This is a genomic window from Membranihabitans marinus (assembly GCF_021729155.1).
GTDB classification, from domain to species: domain Bacteria; phylum Bacteroidota; class Bacteroidia; order Chitinophagales; family Saprospiraceae; genus Membranihabitans; species Membranihabitans marinus.
In genome coordinates this window covers 84,890-103,978 of record NZ_JAJQYA010000009.1, presented here as the reverse complement: position 1 = coordinate 103,978, position 19,089 = coordinate 84,890, and the positions used below count along the sequence as shown (strand labels likewise).

The 19,089-nt window shown below is 37.3% G+C and carries 14 protein-coding genes; 6 read left to right on the top strand and 8 right to left on the bottom strand.

Going from position 1 to position 19,089, the window contains the following annotated elements; genetic code table 11:
- Positions 1 to 16: 16 nt before the first annotated feature.
- Entirely contained in the window at positions 17 to 502 is a 486-nt protein-coding gene (locus LVD51_RS08050; RefSeq protein WP_236970702.1) for a hypothetical protein, read from the bottom strand.
- Between the two features lie 261 nt (positions 503 to 763).
- On the opposite strand from LVD51_RS08050, the gene LVD51_RS08045 reads away from it, so the two are divergent.
- A complete protein-coding gene (locus LVD51_RS08045; protein WP_236970701.1) occupies positions 764 to 1,381 on the top strand; it encodes a DUF937 domain-containing protein in 618 nt (205 codons plus the stop codon).
- Positions 1,378 to 3,672 (top strand): type IX secretion system anionic LPS delivery protein PorZ, encoded by a 2,295-nt coding sequence (porZ, locus tag LVD51_RS08040; RefSeq protein WP_236970700.1) that lies wholly within the window; start codon positions 1,378 to 1,380, stop codon positions 3,670 to 3,672. Before LVD51_RS08045 ends, porZ begins: the two co-directional genes overlap by 4 nt.
- 180 nt (positions 3,673 to 3,852) lie before the next feature.
- On the opposite strand, the gene bshA is transcribed toward porZ, so the two are convergent.
- A complete protein-coding gene (bshA, locus tag LVD51_RS08035) occupies positions 3,853 to 4,992 on the bottom strand; it encodes an N-acetyl-alpha-D-glucosaminyl L-malate synthase BshA (protein WP_236970699.1) in 1,140 nt (379 codons plus the stop codon).
- Positions 4,993 to 5,250: 258 nt separating this feature from the next.
- Here bshA and LVD51_RS08030 point away from each other — a divergent pair, with 258 nt between their 5' ends.
- Together LVD51_RS08030 and LVD51_RS08025 are read left to right on the top strand one after the other, a co-directional pair.
- A complete protein-coding gene (locus LVD51_RS08030) occupies positions 5,251 to 6,135 on the top strand; it encodes a MerR family transcriptional regulator (protein ID WP_236970698.1) in 885 nt (294 codons plus the stop codon).
- Positions 6,136 to 7,581: 1,446 nt separating this feature from the next.
- Positions 7,582 to 8,025 (top strand): Hsp20/alpha crystallin family protein, encoded by a 444-nt coding sequence (locus LVD51_RS08025; protein ID WP_236970697.1) that lies wholly within the window; start codon positions 7,582 to 7,584, stop codon positions 8,023 to 8,025.
- A gap of 456 nt (positions 8,026 to 8,481) precedes the next feature.
- Here LVD51_RS08025 and LVD51_RS08020 read toward each other — a convergent pair whose 3' ends face one another.
- The 4 genes from LVD51_RS08020 to pheS form a co-directional block, all read right to left on the bottom strand.
- Positions 8,482 to 9,831, bottom strand: coding sequence for a transglycosylase SLT domain-containing protein (locus LVD51_RS08020; protein WP_236970696.1), 1,350 nt, complete (start codon positions 9,829 to 9,831; stop codon positions 8,482 to 8,484).
- Positions 9,832 to 9,968: 137 nt separating this feature from the next.
- Positions 9,969 to 11,393: an Asp-tRNA(Asn)/Glu-tRNA(Gln) amidotransferase subunit GatA gene (gene gatA / locus LVD51_RS08015; protein ID WP_236970695.1), complete on the bottom strand. Its 1,425-nt coding sequence runs from the start codon at positions 11,391 to 11,393 to the stop codon at positions 9,969 to 9,971.
- 12 nt (positions 11,394 to 11,405) lie between these two features.
- Entirely contained in the window at positions 11,406 to 12,746 is a 1,341-nt protein-coding gene (gene hisS / locus LVD51_RS08010) for a histidine--tRNA ligase (protein ID WP_236970694.1), read from the bottom strand.
- Positions 12,743 to 13,777: a phenylalanine--tRNA ligase subunit alpha gene (gene pheS / locus LVD51_RS08005; RefSeq protein WP_236970693.1), complete on the bottom strand. Its 1,035-nt coding sequence runs from the start codon at positions 13,775 to 13,777 to the stop codon at positions 12,743 to 12,745. Before pheS ends, hisS begins: the two co-directional genes overlap by 4 nt.
- Before the next feature lie 157 nt (positions 13,778 to 13,934).
- On the opposite strand from pheS, the gene LVD51_RS08000 reads away from it, so the two are divergent.
- The gene (locus LVD51_RS08000; protein ID WP_236970692.1) at positions 13,935 to 15,122 is read left to right on the top strand and encodes an O-antigen ligase family protein; all 1,188 of its coding nucleotides are present in this window, start codon (positions 13,935 to 13,937) and stop codon (positions 15,120 to 15,122) included.
- On the opposite strand, the gene LVD51_RS07995 is transcribed toward LVD51_RS08000, so the two are convergent.
- Positions 15,097 to 15,807: a rhomboid family intramembrane serine protease gene (locus LVD51_RS07995; RefSeq protein ID WP_236970691.1), complete on the bottom strand. Its 711-nt coding sequence runs from the start codon at positions 15,805 to 15,807 to the stop codon at positions 15,097 to 15,099. The genes LVD51_RS08000 and LVD51_RS07995 overlap by 26 nt on opposite strands.
- Entirely contained in the window at positions 15,785 to 16,786 is a 1,002-nt protein-coding gene (locus LVD51_RS07990; RefSeq protein ID WP_236970690.1) for a KpsF/GutQ family sugar-phosphate isomerase, read from the bottom strand. The genes LVD51_RS07995 and LVD51_RS07990 overlap by 23 nt, the downstream gene beginning before the upstream one ends.
- A gap of 98 nt (positions 16,787 to 16,884) precedes the next feature.
- Between LVD51_RS07990 and recQ the strand changes: the two genes are divergently transcribed.
- Complete coding sequence (recQ, locus tag LVD51_RS07985; protein WP_236970689.1) at positions 16,885 to 19,086, top strand: DNA helicase RecQ; 2,202 nt, start codon at positions 16,885 to 16,887, stop codon at positions 19,084 to 19,086.
- Positions 19,087 to 19,089: the final 3 nt, after the last annotated feature.

Genomic DNA, 19,089 nt, shown 5'->3' with positions numbered 1-19,089 from the left:
TCTTTTGGTAACAAAATCAAGGCTGTATTGCCTCAGTCAATATAAACATCAATCTATTGGGGTCGTCAGCGTTTAGGTGGAGCTTTCCACGAAGAACAATTTTTTCAGCCGTGTATTCAATGGGTTTTGAGGCTTTCACTTCCATGACGGTTTCTGGCCCTGCTCCCCCACAAAAATAACAAAGATTATAAGGCAATGCAGAAAATATAAATTCGGAATGGCTTTTGTAGCCCGCGGTGGGGATGATAAATCCTTCCAGGGTAATGGTGCTACCCTCTAATTTTTGCACTGCAGGAGAAAAAATTGGAATATCCATTTCAAAACCTAAGAATTCGTTGTATTTTTTTTCTATTTTTATATCGGACAATTGATCCCAGCCTTTAGCTTGGCTGTAACCTTTTTGCATTAGCCCCGTCATAAACAATAGAAGACATAATAAATACCAGGTTTTTGCGCTTATCTGAGTAGAGGATTTGCCAGCAAGGTTGGTGTTTATATTCATGAAGCTTTGGTTTTTGTATTTTTCATAAATTTATTGAAATTTATTTATACATTAACGGATGGAACTATTGAGTGTTGTAAAAGCTTTCTGTTTATAGTTGTCTTTTGATGTGTGCGAAATACTGCCATTGTAATATATAAGCTTAGCAATATTTTATTTTGGTTAATACAATATATTAAGCCATCCTGTGGGTCAGCTGTGACTGCGGTGAATGGTAAAAAGGTAAATTTTTTATCATTAATTTTTAAATTTAATTTTATTATGAAAAACATCTTGGATATACTTACTGAAAACCTCTCAGAACCAGCAGTTGCAGAATTAGGTCAACAAATTGGCATACAAGACAAAGCAAAGACGGAATCGGCCATGGACAGTTTAATGAAAACTATGGTAGCTGCTATCGGAAAGAATGCTTCCACACCTGAAGGTATGATGTCGTTAAATAACGCTATAGAGAAGGATCATGACGGTTCTATTTTTGATGACGTACTTGGCAATTTATTGGGCGGAGGTAGTTCCAATACCAATAGCAGAACATTGAATGGGGCAGGGATTTTAGGTCATATCTTTGGTGGTAAACAAAGTCAGATATTCGATTCATTGTCCAAATCTACTGGAGTACAACAAAATCAGTTGCAGTCTATGGCTATTAAATTGGCGCCCTTTATTTTAGGAGCCCTAGGGAAAGCTAAAAATTCTAGTCAAGGAAGTAGTGGATTGGGTTCCATCTTGGATATGGTAATGGGTTCAATGAATTCCAACAATTCACAGCAAACAAGTTTTTTAAATTCTATCTTGGATCAAGATGGTGACGGTAGCATCGCCGATGACGTTGCTGGTATGGGAATGAAAATATTTGGAAATTTATTTCGTAAATGATTAGATATACAAGGTACTTATTATTGCTAATAGTATTGGGATTTTCCTGTTCATTCAAGTTGTATGGACAGGAAAATTCATTTTATGGATTGGGAGATTGGAAAAGTTATTTTCCAGCCAAAGGATATTTTGAAATAAGTAAAGGGGAGAATTCCATTATCGCCACCAATCCTTATCAAGTTACACTATATTATCCAGAGGATGGGGAAGAGCAAACATTGAACAAGGTAAATGGTCTTTCTGATATAGGTATTTCTACCTCAACTTATGTAGATGACATAAAAACATTGATTATAGGATACGAAAATGGTAATATTGATATTGTTACTGAAGACAGAGTAGTCAACCTAAATGGGATAAAGAATAATGCCAATATTATCGAATCCAAAAGAATCAATGATATCGTTTCCAGTGGGAATTTTGCTTTTTTAGCCACCAGTTTTGGGGTGGTTCAAATTGATTTGCTGGCACATGAATTTGGTTCTACCTTATTTAGTCAATCGTCAATATTGGATTTAGAAGTCAATGGGGATAACGGATCTTTGGTTGCTGTATCGGCCGATGATTTATACCAATATTCATTGATTTTAGATCAAAATTTTGCAGATATCGCCAATTGGACGGTTTATCCTTTGGGATTGGTAAATCCTATTGATGAAATGGTGGTGTGGAAAAACCAAATATATACACTTTCCGATGGTGTGGTGATGAAATGGGATGAAAATCAGGCCGTGTTGATCGGTTCTGGAATACCAGTGATTCGACCGATTAAAAAACTAGTTCCCGAAGTCAACAGTCTGTTGCTGATTAATGATTTTGATAATGTGTTGGAGTGGGATGGAAATCAATTGGTGCAAACTTTTAATCCCTGTTTATCTGGATTGGAAGATATAATTTTTCAAGGAGAAGGGGGTTTTTATTATGTCGTAGACGAAGGAATAGGCCAATACAAAGACGGCGACTGTCATTTTCAATCTATCGACGGATTGCCTTCTCTTTTTTTATCGGAAATGAGTGTTTTCAATGGTTCGTTGTACGGTGCTACAGGCGGGGTCAATCAGATATATAACAATCTTTTTAGAGAGGATGGATTTTTTACCAACGAATCTGGAGAATGGCAATTGTATGGAAGAAATACTGTGGCCGAACTGGAAGAAAGAGATATGAGAGATATTATTTGTGTAGCTGTAGATGGGGAAACAGAAGAGGTGTATTTTGGCAGTTTCTGGGACGGAGTTGTGGTTTATAAGGATGGTGAAATAAAGGTATTTGACGAAGAAAATTCTAGTTTGCAAAATTCTGTTTTTCATCCTGGGCGAACTCGGGTTTCCGATATCTTTATCGATGACTCCAAAAATATTTGGATGGCCAATCACTATGCACCACGCCCCATAGTTGTCTATACATCGGACGGAAATTGGCATAGTTTTCCCTCTCCTGTAGAGACCAATATTGAAGGATTGGTGGTCGACGGTCAGGGTTTTGTCTGGATGGATGTACGAAATTTGGGAATAGTGATTGTCGATTTAGGAGATTGGAATACCGATGCAGATGACAAATATAGATTGATATTGCCCAATAGTAGTGACGCTACTTTGTTTGACAATGCTCAGATTAACGAACTTACAGTAGATTTGGACGGTGTAGTATGGGTGGGAACTCAAAGTGGGCCGGTGCGGTTTGATTGTGGAAGTGTAGCACTGGAGTCTATTTGTGCAGGACGAAAGCCCATCATTGAAATTGACGATGTTCCCGGTATTTTATTGGGCGATGAAAACATAAGAGCCATCGCTATCGATCCGGGTAATCGGAAGTGGTTTGGTACTGAGAATGGGGTATACGTAATCAATAGCAATACCGATAACATAGATCATCATTTTACGACATCGAATTCTCCATTACCCTCCAATATTGTCAATGATATAGCCATTGATGAAGAAAGTGGAGAAGTATATATATCGACAGAAGGGGGCTTATTGTCCTATCGGGCAGAAGCTACCAAAACTAAATTTGTAGATAGAAAAAAAGCCGTGGTTTATCCCAATCCCGTTCCCCCAACCTTCGGCGGTCAAATAGGTATTAAGGAATTGAGCAATAATGCTTTGGTGCGAATAACATCATTAGATGGGCGATTGATCTACGAGAGACGGGCAGTAGGAGGACAACTGGCATGGGATGGTTTGGATAGAGATGGACAACAGGTAAAAGGCGGGATTTATTTGGTATTTGCTACTTCGGATGAATCCTTATCACCATTTACTCAAGTGGGCAAAATATTTTTACTTCATTGATGGGTATAGGTACTGTTCAGAATACAAATCATGATTCGTCAAAGTGACAAAAAGCTATAATAATATTTAGAGGAATCACCCTATGCCGTAAAGACATGGTTGAATGAAGGTCATCCATATTGAGGATCTAGTCTTGCTCAATAGAGGTACTGAAGTTAGATATTATAACTGTATAGGGTATTAAATCGAGATTTTATAATTTTCGATAATTTCTAAGTAATAGTTTTCGTAGATCGGAAGTACTTTTTTAAGATCAAATTGTTTGGCTCTTAAATAGGCATTGTTTCTAAAGGATTCGTGTAATTCTGGATTTTCCAATATTTTCAAGGTGTTTCTAGCCATGTCTTCTATATCGCCGACATCACTTAAAAATCCAGTAACTCCCTCGATATTCACTTCGGGAATTCCACCTATATTCGTTGAAATAACCGGTACTTTACAGGCCATGGCCTCAAGAGCCGCCAGTCCAAAACTTTCGTTGGCCGAGGGAAGTACAAATACATCGGAAATGGCTAGGATTTCAGAAATGGCATCTTGCTTACCTAAGAATCTAATTTCATGACATAGACCTACTTCACGGCACATGCGTTCTATGTTGGGACGTTCGGGGCCATCTCCAATCATTAATAGTTTGGAAGGTAGACGGTCGTGTACTTCTTTAAACACTTTGACTACGTCACTAGCCCGTTTCACTTTTCTGAAATTGGATATATGCACCATGATTTTTTCATTTTCAGGGGCAAACATTTTCTTAAAGTGATTTTTATTGGTCCAGTGAAATCGCTTAAAATCTATAAAATTATAGATGACTTTAATTTCTTTGGTAATATCGAAATTGTTTAGGGTTTCATTTCTCAGGTGTTCTGATACTGCAGTGACCCCATCACTTTGATTGATACTAAAAGTAACAACGGGAGAAAATGTTTTATCCTTGCCGACCAAAGTTATATCGGAACCGTGTAAGGTGGTAATAATGGGGATATTGATCCCTTCCGATTGCAAAATTGATTTGGCCAAGTAAGCTACTATGGCGTGGGGAATGGCGTAGTGAACATGTAAAATATCCAAATTGGAATATTTTACCACGTCTACTATTTTACTCGTTAAAGCACTTTCATAGGGAGTGTATTCGAATAGAGGGTAATCTACTGGAGTCACTTCGTGGTGATATATATTCTCGTGAAAGGATATCAATCGAGCTGGTCGTTTGTAAGATATAAAGTGGATTTGGTGACCTAGTTCGGCCAAGCCCATCCCTATTTCAGTAGCTACAACTCCGCTTCCACCATAGGTGGGGTAACATACAATTCCTATTTTCATAATTGTAAGATAATCATTTTCAATTATAGTAACCAATCGCCTTTCTAGATTGTTTTGATTCTGAACGAGATTGTGCAGTAATTCCGTATTAACCTAGATAAAATCAACGGATTGTGATCTAAAAAATAAACAAAAATATAACTTTGGGGTTTACATCATAGTCTTTTTAGAAAGAGTACATTAAAATATCTTGGATAGTTATCTGAGTAATGAGGCTATTGTTATTGGCTTGTAAAAGCATTAAAAATATATTGACCTGTGATTAATTATTCAATAAGTGATTTAGAAACCATTACTGGCATAAAAGCCCACACCATTAGAATGTGGGAAAAAAGGTATGCCCTGATTACTCCCAAGCGAACACCTTCTAATATTCGGTATTACACCGAAGATGATTTAAAGAAATTATTAGATGTGGTCTTGCTTTATAATAATGGTAACAAGATCAGCCAGATAGCCACTATGTCTACATGTGAACGTGCCCGTAAATTGACTAAATTGGGGGAAAATGATCAAAATATAGAATTGCGTCAGGATTGTTTAACCGCTGCTGTTCTCGATTTTGATGAGCAAAAGTTTACGACCCTATTAGATAATTATGGGAAGAAACACGGATTGATGAAGGCGGTTTCTGATTATATATTTCCATTTATTGAAAATTCGGCTTTGTTGTATATGTGTGGTACATTGAATCAGGCTCATGAAAATTTTGTCACTCAAATTGTGCGAAAGAAATTGATTACTGCCATCGAAGGAATGGATGTTCCCGCATGTGATAAGAGGGGGAAGGTCTTGATCTTTTTGCCTTCTGGTGAATTTCAAGAATTATACCTAGCGTATATGGAGTATGTGTGTAAGTTCAATTGTTTTCAAACGTTAAATATAGGATTGAATTTGAGTTTTGATGATTTGGCTGCGGTGTCACAAAAGGTGAAACCATGTTGTATATTAACCATGATTCACACAGAGTTTAAAACCATGTCTACCCAAAGTTATTTAAATCAATTGAGTACGATTTTTCCAGATTCTAAGTTGGTGGTTACAGGATGTCAAGTTGAAGGACATTGTCGCAGCCAGTTAAAGCAACATCATGTTTTAGGTCATATTTCAGAATTGGCCGATTTTTTTAAAGTTCCCGCATAGTTTTCAATGCTCATTGTGGTTTTAGTCCTTACACAGTGAAGTTGTTTCCCCTATATCCTTTGCTAAGGGGTATGATTGATAGTACACAATTTAGTTTTTTCCTTTAAATGATATTCAGTTTTGTTTATTCAATAAGTGATTACTCTATCTGGCTCATATCTAGCGATTTTTTCTTTCAGTAGATTTTAAGGGAGAAAAGAGAATCGAATTGAGATACGGATGAGCCTTTGTATAGGTTAAGGATCTTTTTATGGCTGTTGTGGATAAGGCTAGAAATAGGCTGAGAGGGAGTTGGTAATATATAATTAGTCACTTAAGGGATACCGTATTATTCAGTCCTAGTCAGTGGTATGGAAACGAAAAAGTGGGGTAGAGTAGAAAAGCCTAAATAATTGGAAAGAAATATGGATCATCACTCAGAGTCTCCTCCATACACAACCTCGATAATGTCTATACATTGACTGATTTGGAATAGGTGAAATGGACTTATCCCTTAAGTGTATAATTATATGAGGTCAAAAAGACCATCTGGATTTTTCCTCCATCCATGTATTTAGAGATAATAAAGCCATAGTTTAAAGTTTTACTTTGCCAGAGTAGCTATTGTGGATATGGCTAGAAATAGGCTGAGAGGGAGTTGGTAATATATAATTAGTCACTTTAGGGATACCGTATTATTCAGTGCTAGTCAGTGGTATGGAAACGAAAAAGTGGGGTAGAGTAGAAAAGCCTGAATAATTGGAAAGAAATATGGAACATCACTCAAAGTCTCCTCCATTCACAACCTCGATAATGTCTATACATTGACTGATTGGGAAAAGGTGAAATGGACTTATCCCTTAAGTGTATAATTATATGAGGTCAAAAAGACCATTTGGATTTTTCCTCCATCCACAACACTTGGATCGACTGAAAAATACAAAAGGACGATGATATGTTATTTAATGTTTCATTTTCAAATTTATCCAACATCTGTCAATCTTCTATTCTTTTTCAAGAAGTAAATGTTCAATTGTTCTTCTATGATCTTTTATTCCATACATCAATTTACCATCAATAATATTTCAAACTAGGGTTTGTTCTAGGTATAGTTGGAGGAAACGAAAATTTTCTTCAATGATTTTCCATAGCTCAGTATTCATGGCCTTTATTACATTTTGGTCTTTATCCAATAATTCGGTAACAATCTATGTTGCAATGAGATTAATTGCGATAAAGTGACATAATGGCATTGGTTTCGGGTTGTGGCTGACATAATGTCGTGTTATTTTTATAAATAACTGTCAAATTGATCAAAAAAAGGAATTGGTCTTTTAATTGCATTGATTGAAGTGTATGTGGGTAAAAAAATTCAATAAGCTTGATCACCTTAAGGGATTTTAAAATCCAATACGAAAATGAATTTTAAAAAATAAATTAATTAATAGTATTTAAATTTTGAATAGTATGAGACTGATAGCCAATCAAAGAAACCGTGGAATAATTGATCCGTTTTTTAATTTTTTGGACCAAGTTCCAACTACATCCTTTTACAAAAAACAATTGGAATTAAGAAATAATTCTGCTCCAATGAACATTATCGAGAAAGATGATGTTTATAATATTGAAGTTTCTGTTCCAGGATGGACTAAAGACGAAATAGAGATTACATTGGAACAAGATACTTTGAAGATAAGCGGCAAACGAGAACAAGTGAGCGAAACAGAAACAAGTGACAAAGTTCATTTGAAAGAATTTAGTCAAGAAACTTTTTACCGATCTATTATTGTTGGTAAAAATATAGTGAAGAATGAAATTCAAGCTGATATAAAAGACGGAGTACTTACTCTGGTTTTGCCAAAGGCAGAAAAAGCGCAGACCAATGAGGTCAAAAAAATTGAGATAAGTTAAAAAAGAGACATGTTCATGGGGTTAGAACTTGTTTGGATAGGTCGGGATTCACTTTGAGTCCCGGCCTTTTTTTGTCTAAAACTCTCTTATATTAAGATGATTTAGCTACAGTTCGTCATGTCTCTACACCAAGGCTTGATATTAATACAACTTCATGATAATCTTTACTGTGCCGAGCGTGGGTTGTCCCTGCGTTTCCATTGGCTGTATTGAAAGTCGCATTACCAACCCACCCGAAACACGGAGGTTTCGGCTCTTTCACCAAATGCCCTCAATGGGCATTTGGTAGTCTTTCAGACTACTTCATTCAGTCGTGACTCTAAAACATTAATTCGAAATATAACCGACAATTATATACGTAATTGGTATAATAGCGGATATAGAAAAAGGCAGTTCCACTCATTGAAGAGGAACTGCCTTTTTTGTTAAAAGGTTGTAGATTAACCTAGATCTTTATTATAAGTGCACCATTGTGTTAACCTGACGTGGCACTACCACGCTTTGGATAATGGTATTGGTTATTGATGGATTGAGCTTCAATAGAGTTTCGATAGTAATGTTAAATTTTGTCGCAACATCAATCAAAGTCTCTCTAGGCTGTAGAAAATAACGGAAGGTGTCGTCTTCCACATTTTCATTTACTCGTTTGCTCTCAATCTTATTATTTAAATATATGGGATTATGATCAATGGTCAACAGCGGTTTCTGCAGGTTTGGTAAGGCAGATGGACCAATGATTTGCATAATTTCCATATACTGATTTCGGGGTATTTGTAATGTTAACAAACCCGCTCTAAATACCGATTTCGTAAAATAGCCATTACTCATTAAAATATAACGGTAGTTTAAATTCAATGTATTCGCTACTTTTTTCAATTCATCAACATCCTTGAAATAATGCTCGGTCTTTAGGAAACGATTTTCATTATTTTGGCTATAGGGTATCCGTATATTAACCAAACTGTTCTTGGAATTGTACACGGAGTTTTGCTTAATGTGGGGATTAAGAGAAGCCAATTCATTGGTTGATACCTTGTATTCCTTAGCCAGACTGGTCAAGCTAAAGCCCTTTTCTAGTTGAATCGTTTTTAAATGTATCTCACTAGGGGATGGCATTTCAGGTACAATTTTGTAAGAGTCATAGGCTGTAAATATAAGTTTGGCAGCTATGATTTTACTTAAATATGTCCGAGTTTCGGATGGCATTCGTCGAATGATTTCATCCATGTTGGAACGATCGACAGTTCTCAAAACTTTTTTTACTCTATATGGACCTGCATTGTAGGCCATAAGAGCAAGAGACCAATCTTGAAATTCGTCGTATAGGGATTTCAAATATTGTGCTGCGGCATCGGTTGCCTTTTCAAAATCCATTCGTTCGTCCAATTCGCCATTCACGGTTAATCCGTAATTCATGGCCGTGTATTTCATTAATTGCCATAATCCTACCGCTCCAGCTGAGGATATGATATCCGGTCGTAAACCCGATTCAAAAAATGGAATATACTTTAAATCATCAGGTAAGTCGTATTTGCTAAGTACTTCTTCAATGACTGGGAAATACACCATTGCACGTCCTATTAAGTGCTCGGTGTAACCAGGGTAAATTTTAAAATAGGGTTTACTTATTTTAATGGCACGCCCTTTCTCAAAGACAGGAATGATGGTATGTAATCCATCAATATCTTCAGAAATTTGCAATTCCAATACATTTTCATTGTCTGACCCATTCAAATCGGCAGCAACAATTGGATTGTTTTGGAATAAAAAAATGCTAATAATGCTATAATACAGCCCTTTTCTCATAAAGAATTTTTGGTGAAGAAAATGTACAGGTTTAAGTTATAGGCAAATATACTTTAAAAATATTTATAATATGTAATTGTACTTGTTAATTAAGCTGCAAATGTAATAAATTTTACCTGGATTAAACGGTTGAATCCCTATAATTGGTGTTCTAAACTGAATTCTTTCGCCAATTTTAACAGTTTATTCTCATTCCAGGATTTTGTAATTATTTGGATTCCTATCGGATAGCCTTCTTTAGAATGGCCAATCGGGATAGAAATAGCTGGATACCCAATAATATTCGGAAGTACCGAAAATATATCTGATAGGTATAAATCAACCGTCGAGATCTCTTCCTCAATACCCCAAGGAAGTTTTGGTGTAATCGGTGCAATGATGGCATCGTACTCTTCCATTAATGCTTCGAAAGTATTTACGAGAAATCTTCTCGCTTTTTGCGCCTTTTTGTAGTAGGCATCGTGATATCCACTGGATAGTACATAAGTACCCGTGATTATCCTGCGTTTTACTTCTGGTCCGAATCCTTCGGTTCGACTATTGCAATATAATTCGTCCAAGGATTCACTGTTCTCTGCTCTGTAGCCATATCTGATGCCGTCATAACGGCTAAGGTTGGCAGAAGCTTCTGCACTGGTGAGTATATAATAGGTGGGGATTACATAATCCAGATAGTCAAAACTAGCTGGTGATATGTCGTGATTGACTGCCAACTGCCCTTCGATAAATTCAAGAGACTTTTCTTTGATTTCTTCATTGATGGATTCGTGCTCAAAGGCCGACGCCATAATGCCTAGTTTTAATTTTTCACCGACTTCTTCTAGGTCTACTGGGTTATTGGACATTTCACTAACCGTGCCATCGTTTGCACAGGTGTTTTTGGCAACATTGAGTACGGCCAATATATCGCTGGCATTGTGACCAATTAAGCCGATTTGGTCAAAAGATGAGGCATAGGCCAATAATCCATATCTAGAAATTCTTCCATAAGTGGGTTTGAGACCGATAACTCCAGTTAAGGCTGCGGGTTGTCTCACCGAACCTCCTGTGTCAGATCCTAAAGCGACCAGACAACTGTCGATTTGCACGGATACAGCAGACCCTCCAGATGATCCCCCTGGTACCTTATCTTGGCCTATCATGTTTTTCACAGGACCGTAATAACTATTTCTGTTGTCCGATCCCATAGCGAACTCATCGCAGTTGGTCCGTCCAATCAATATGCCATCCGCCTCCTTTATCCTCTCTATGGCAGTAGCATCAAAGGGTGATTTGTATGATTGAAGTATCTTCGATCCCCCTGTTACGGATCTACCTGCAACACAAATAACATCTTTTACCGATATAAATGCTCCAGCTAGCGCCCCTAGAGATTGTCCAGCAGCCAACTTGGCGTCCAATGCTTTGGCTTGGGCTAAACAGTCCTCTTGCCATACTTCAATATAAACATTGAGATCGGCGTGAGCGTCTATTTGAGCCAAATAATATTCAGCAACCTGAACAAATGTCAATTCACCGGTTTCTACCTTATGTCGAATTTCTTCTAGGGTTAAGTCCTTCAATGCTATCGATTTTTAGGATAAAATAATTGATGTAATTTCTTCTAATGTGCCTTTGCTCTGTTCACCAGTTTCCATGTTTTTAATGGACAACAATTGATGACTCATTTCTTCTTCGCCGATTATAATTACGTATTTTGCACCTATATTATTGGCGTACTTGAACTGTTTTTTCATTTTATCTCCTGCTGGATACAAATCGGAGATAATTTCATTTTTTCTCAATTGTTGTAACAATTGAAATCCGTATTGATGATAGTCAGGACTCTGTGTCAAAATAATCACCGGAGGCACTTGCATTTCTGCAGGAAACAGTTGATTTTCTTCTAAAACGTCATAGATGCGTTCTGCTCCAAAGGAAACTCCGATTCCCCCGAGATTTTCACCGCCAAAAGCGGCAGTTAAATTGTCGTATCTACCTCCTCCTCCGATGCTGCCTATTTTTGAATTTTTTGCTTTTACTTCCAATATAGCTCCTGTATAATAATTTAGTCCACGGGCCAAGGAAGAGTCGATGATTAATTCATTTTCCAATTCAGTATTGGATAGGAAAGACAGTATTTCTGTCAATTCTTCATGACCTTTCATCCCTATTTCAATGTCTTGAAAAAAGACTTTAATCTCTGCTAGATCTTTTAATTCTAGAAATTCAAAGATATTATCTATTTGTTCCGCGCTTAATTCTAGACCAGTAAGGATTTTACTGACTCCCTCTTTACCTATTTTGTCAATCTTGTCAATGGCTACGGTTATGGGGTTGAGCAATTCAGCAGCCCCAATTTTTTCAGCTAACCCAGTTAAGAGTTTTCTATTGTTAAGACGAATTTCTACCGGTAATTTTAAGGTCTTAAATACTTCGTCGTATAGCTGGATAAGCTCCGCTTCATACTGAAGCGATTCGGAGCCGATAATGTCGGCATCGCATTGATAGAATTCTTGGTACCTTCCTTTTTGCGGTCGATCGGCCCGCCACACCGGTTGAATTTGATATCGTTTGAAGGGAAGGTTGATTTCGTTTCTATGCATGACTACATACCGAGCAAATGGAATGGTCAAATCGTACTTTAACCCCCGTTTAGACACCTCCTTCGTCAAAGCTTGGCTGTCTTTGGTCTGTAAAACTTCATCGGATACCTTACTTAAATAATCGCCATTGTTGAGTACCTTAAACAACAATTGATCTCCCTCTTCACCATATTTACCCATTAAAACACTTAAGTTTTCCATGGCTGGTGTTTCTATAGGAGCAAATCCATAGAGTCGGAAATATTTTTTTATAATTGAAAAAATATACTGACGCTTGTATATCTCATTTGGGCCAAAATCTCTGGTCCCTTTCGGCAATCCTACCTTCATATATTGACAGATCTAAATTGATTGAGGAATCGCACATCATTTTCAAAAAACATTCTAATATCGGTAATGCCAAACATTCTCATAGCTTGTCGTTCAATCCCCATACCGAATGCAAAACCACTGTACTCATCGGGGTCAATACCACAGTTGCGCAATACGTTGGGATCAACCATACCGCATCCCATTATTTCCAACCATCCTGTACCCTTGGTGATTCGATAATCGGCTTCGGTTTCTAATCCCCAATACACATCCATTTCAGCACTGGGCTCAGTAAATGGAAAGTATGAAGGGCGAAGTCTGATTTTGACATCGTTGCCGTACATTTCCTTAGCAAAATATAATAATGTATTTTTTAGATCGACAAAGGACACATCTTTATCTATGTACAGACCTTCTACTTGATGAAACTGACAATGGGATCTTGAAGACACGGTCTCGTTTCTATACACACGTCCCGGAGAAATTATCCGAATGGGAGGGTTTTGATTTTCCATCACATGGACTTGTACCGTACTGGTTTGAGAACGCAACATCCTCGTCCAATCATTTTTTAGATAATAGGTATCCGTCATGTCTCTGGCTGGGTGATTTTCCGGAGTGTTTAATGCCGTGAAATTATGCCATTCATCCTCTATCTCTCTATTGCTTGCGATGGAAAAACCGATTCTGGAAAATATGTCTATAATTCTTTGCATCACTATTGATACTGGATGCTGAGAACCCAAGGCCTCTGTAGTACCAGGTCGAGTTAAATCCAGATTGCTAAATGAATCTTTGATTTCTTTTGAACTCAGAGTCTTCAACAGACTTTGGTATTTATCCTCTGCCAAGCCTTTTACCGCATTAATTTGTTGCCCAAAATCCTTTCTATGTTCTGGGGCAATATTTTTTATTTGAGAAAAAAGCGGCTTAAGAATATTCTTACTGCCCAGAAATTTTATCCTAAAATCTTCTAAATCAGTAAGATTTTCAAAGTTTGCATTCTCGATTTCTAATCGATATTCTTGTAATTGACTGATGGCGTCCATAATATTAATCTATATATTACCCATGTAAAGCTGCAAAGGTATAATTTTATTAACTTCAATGAAAGAGATTGATGATTTATCAACTTGAAATTAATCCTAGGTATTTATAATTTTGTGTATCTAACCGTGGATTAGTGAGAAAAATTAATTGATTGTAATGGAGAAAGGGAAACAGCATGCCCTCCGACAAAAGTTGGATTTCATGGTTTTGTCGATGTGGGTATTGACTCCTTGGGCTATGGTTTTTTCTAAGGCCGCCTTGTCCATCATTGTAGCCCTATTGGCAGTCGGTATCATAATAAAGGTATCCAGTCCTTCCGAAACCGTTGAAGGCAGTAAATATCATCCCTATTTTATGTTGTTGGCCTTGGTGGTGGTATCTGGATTTTGGACTCATAATACCGGTCATTGGATTCACTTAATCAATGTGAGTATGCCATTATTGGTCTATCCTATTTCCTACGGTCAAAATAAATTGCTTTTATCGAGAAATAGAAATCTTGTCTTTCATCAGTTTTTGTGGGCGAGCCTTACTTTAGCATTGTATATTGTGGGGCTCTTTATATTTAAAAACGAGGAGATCATTGAACTTATAAAGTCTGGTGGTTCTCTTGCCTTGCCCAACAATCATATCAGGACCAGCCTGATTATTGCGGTAACTGCTATATGGTCTATCCATCAATGGATGACAGGGAAGGATTCTACTATTCGGCCTTGGATATATGGATTGGCCGCCGTTGTGGTATTTCTCGAATTGCATTTTATCGCAGTGAGGTCGGGAATTGTCATAGGTTATTTTGGTTTAGTTATTTATCTGTGGAGGCAGTGGGAGCATTGGCGTTCGAATAGACTGACGGTCATGCTATCCCTAATTTTGGCTGTTGGAATATCTATGATTTATTTTCCATTTCTGCAGGCCAAATGGCAATATTGGATAGAAGATATTCAAAATATGGATGGATTTGCATGGAATTATTATTCGGATGCGGTTAGGTTTAAAACCATGGCCATGGGCATTGAGATAGGGCAAGAACATCCCATCTTCGGCATAGGGTTGGGCGATGTTTTAGATGAAATGACTTTGAAATTTCAAATCCAAGACAATATAGTGTTATCCAAGGTCATCCACAATATGTTTATTACCTGGTGGGCAGGAAGTGGTTTCATAGGTTTAGGTATAGCCCTCTATGCTTTGTATATCATCGGTCAGCGTCAACGAAAAAAAGCGATGGAATGGACGGTGTTTTGGATGATCATGGTGAGTTGTTTGGTTGAAAATACCTTGCAAGTCTATGTGGGTGAAACCCTATTTGTATTATTTACTGTATTCTCCACGGATTACTAGATCGCGCCTGATACTCGCGTTCAAATTCAAATTTCGATGCTTTTTTTCTATAAAACAATCCTACGATAATTCCATATATAAATCCACCTATATGTGCCCACCAAGCTACGCCTTGAGAGGCCGCTCCCATATCACCTTGCTCAGAATATACCGACAAAAACTGTTGTAAAAACCAATATCCAATAAAAAATAAGGCAGATATGTAGAAGGTCATAAAGAAAATAATAAAGATCATTTTTATACGCGATCTGGGAAATAGTACTAAATAAGTGCCCAAAACAGCAGAGATAGCTCCACTGGCACCTAGACTGGGTATAAAGCTGTCCATATTCATCCAAATATGGGTCAGTGAAGCCACAATTCCGCCTACTATATAAAACAGAGTGAAAGATAGCGATCCCATAACGGCTTCGACATTGTCAGCGAAAATCCACAAAAACAACATATTTCCGGCCAAGTGAGCCATACCCCCATGTAAAAACATATTGGTCAGTAGGCTGTATAAATTCTCTCCTCTCATGGCTTGACTAGGAATGGTGCCATAGACATTAAAGAATTCTTGTAATTGAACTTCATTTAAACTGTATTCATAAATAAATATTAGAAAATTTATTCCTAAAAATAAATATGTCATAAATGGTTTAGCTCCACCGTGAATATTGTCATCGCCGATCGGAAATATCATATTTGTTTTGGTTTAAAAATCCTTCTTTAATTAAATCGTGTAAGTGGATCATACCTTTGTATTGGTTTTTTTCCAATACTATTAATTGAGTGATACTCTTTTCTTGCATCAGTTTTAGGGCTTGGGTCGCCATCTCATCTTCAGTGATACATATAGGGTTTTGACTCATGACCTCTACTACTGATTTTTTGAGGCTAAAATCTGGCTGCATTAACATTCTTCTCAAATCTCCATCGGTTATTATGCCGATGATGTCGTCATTGTCGTTCAATACTGCAGTGGCTCCCAGTCGTTTGGCCGTCATCTCCAAGATTGCTTTTTCAATATTGTCTGAAGGATAAACCTTTGGAACATCGTGATATATCATTAAATGCTTTACTCTAGTCAGTAGTTCCTTGCCCAACTGCCCTCCGGGGTGAAATTTGGCGAATTTATCTCTATCAAATTGATTGAGTTCGGCCAGACACATGGCTACAGCATCTCCCATGGCCATTTGAGCTATGGTACTGCAAGTTGGAGCTAAATTGTTTTTATCGGCTTCTTCACTCACTGGAGTATAAATTAAATATTGGCTGTTTTTAGCTAAAATCGATGATGGATTAGCCGTCATTCCAATTAGAGTATTGCCAAATTTATTTAGTATCGGTATTAAAGTTTGTATTTCCGGTGAATTTCCGCTTTTTGATATGCAAAGTACTGTGTCATCGGGATGTATGATGCCCAGATCTCCATGAATTGCGTCTGCAGAGTGTAAAAAAGTAGCAATTGTTCCAGTAGAATTTAAAGTGGCAACTATTTTTTTACCAATTATTGCACTTTTCCCAATTCCTGTAATAATTAGCTTACCTTTAGTATAATAGATGGCTTTAACGGCCTCTTCAAAAGGGCCTTCGATGAAGGGGATAAGATCTTCAATCGTTTTTTTTTCCTTTTTTAAAGTGTCTATTGCTATATTTAGGATGGATTTAAATACAATCATTCACTTTTGTTATAATTTTTCAAGAAAATTAAATAAATTAATTGAGACAACCCCAACAAAGGTAAACGAAATCAATTAGGTGTCATAAAATATCAATTATGGAATCAAAAGAAAAAACATTGCAGAATGCACTTCAGCAATATTTTGGATTTGACCAATTTAAAGGACCGCAAGAGTCTATAATTAGGAGTGTTTTGGGAGGTAAGGACACTTTTGTTATTATGCCAACCGGCGGAGGAAAGTCATTGTGTTATCAGTTGCCTGCTATTCTATTAGAAGGTACGGCTATCATCATATCCCCTTTGATCGCTTTAATGAAGAATCAGGTGGATTTAATTCGGGGTTACAGTCAGTCGGATAAAATAGCTCATTTCTTGAATTCATCCTTGAACAAGACTCAGATCAAGCAAGTGATGGAAGATTTATTAAATGGAGATACCAAAATATTATATGTAGCACCGGAGACCTTGACTAAAGAGGAGTATTTGCATTTCTTTAGTTCTGTTAAGATTTCATTGGTTGCTGTCGATGAAGCGCATTGTATTTCAGAATGGGGCCATGATTTTCGACCTGAATATCGAAAGATCAAATTTATGGTAGATGCCATAGGAGACGAAATCCCTTTAATTGCCTTGACTGCTACCGCCACACCCAAGGTGCAAAGCGATATAATCAAAAATCTTCACTTAAAAGATTTCAATAAATATATGTCGTCCTTCAATAGGACAAACCTCTATTATGATATTCGGCCTAAGCTCAATAAGCAGAATACCATGAAGGAAGTCATTCAATATATTCAAAACATGGGCAGTCCTTCGGGGATTATCTATGTTCAAAACAGGAAGACTACGGAAGAATTGGCAGAAACCCTGAAGATGAACAATATTAATGCAGCTCCTTATCACGCTGGATTAGATGCCACTACTAGAGCCAAAACTCAGGATGCCTTCCTAATGGAAGACGTCAAAGTCATCTGTGCCACCATAGCTTTTGGTATGGGAATCGACAAGCCCGATGTGCGTTTTGTAATTCACTACGATATGCCCAAAAGTATTGAAAACTACTATCAAGAAACAGGACGTGCAGGTAGAGATGGTCTAGAGGGCAATTGCTTGGCATTTTATGCCCCCAAAGATCTAATGAAACTAGAGAAGTTCTTAAGGGACAAACCCGTGGCCGAAAGAGAAATGGGGACGGTATTGTTGGAGGAAGTCATGGATTATGCCGAAACCGCTGAGTGTAGAAGAGAATTTTTGTTGAATTATTTTGGAGAAGGCTATTCCGAAGACAAATGCAACAAAATGTGTGATAATTGCCGGTATCCCGCAGAAAAAATAGAGGTGTCCAAGGAGATGAAACACGGACTCAGTGTAATAGATTCTCTTAAGGAAAACTATACCGCCAAAATGTTGGTGACCTTTATTATGGGGGAAGAAAATGAGACTTTGAAAAGTTTTTCATTGGATGAGCACAAGTGGTTTGGCAAAGGCAAAGCAAAAGGTAAAGATTTTTGGAATACCATGTTTAGACAGGGCATTCTTAAGAAATTTATCGTCAAAGATATAGAGACTTATGGGGTGTTGAAATTGACGGACGAAGGCAGGGCTTTTATCAAAAAGCCTCATGAGATCAAGTTGGGTATCAATCGCAGCTATGAGACCATGGAGGAAAATGAAGTGGATTATGCCAGCAGTAGAGCAGGAGCATTAGATGATACTCTGTTTAAGATGTTGTGTCAATTGCGCGATAGTCAGTCCAAGAGAAAAAAAGTACCAAAGTACGTGATGTTTCAGGAGAATTCTTTAGAAGATATGGCTACTCAGTATCCATTGACTATGGAGGATATGACTAAAATTTCAGGGGTGAGCATGGGAAAAGCCCAAAAATATGCCAAACCTTTTCTGGAATTGATCAACGACTATGTTGAAGAAAACGATATCATTCGACCTGACGGCTTTGTAATTAAAACCATGGCCAATAAGTCCAAAGCCAAGGTAGCCATTATTCAAGGCATTGATAAGCAGATGGATTTGGAAGATTTAGCCTCAGCCAATAATATGGAATACAATGAGTTGTTGGAGGAATTGGAGATGATCGTGTTTTCCGGTACAAAGGTTAACATAGATTATTATATCGAAGAAAATATTGACGAATACGTCATTGAAGATATCTATGATTATTTCTTGGAATCCGAGTCAGATTCTATTGAGTTAGCAGTGGGGGAGTTGGAAGAAGAGGATATCAATGCGAATGAAATAAGATTGGTACGAATTAAATTTTTATCTGAACTAGCAAATTAATAA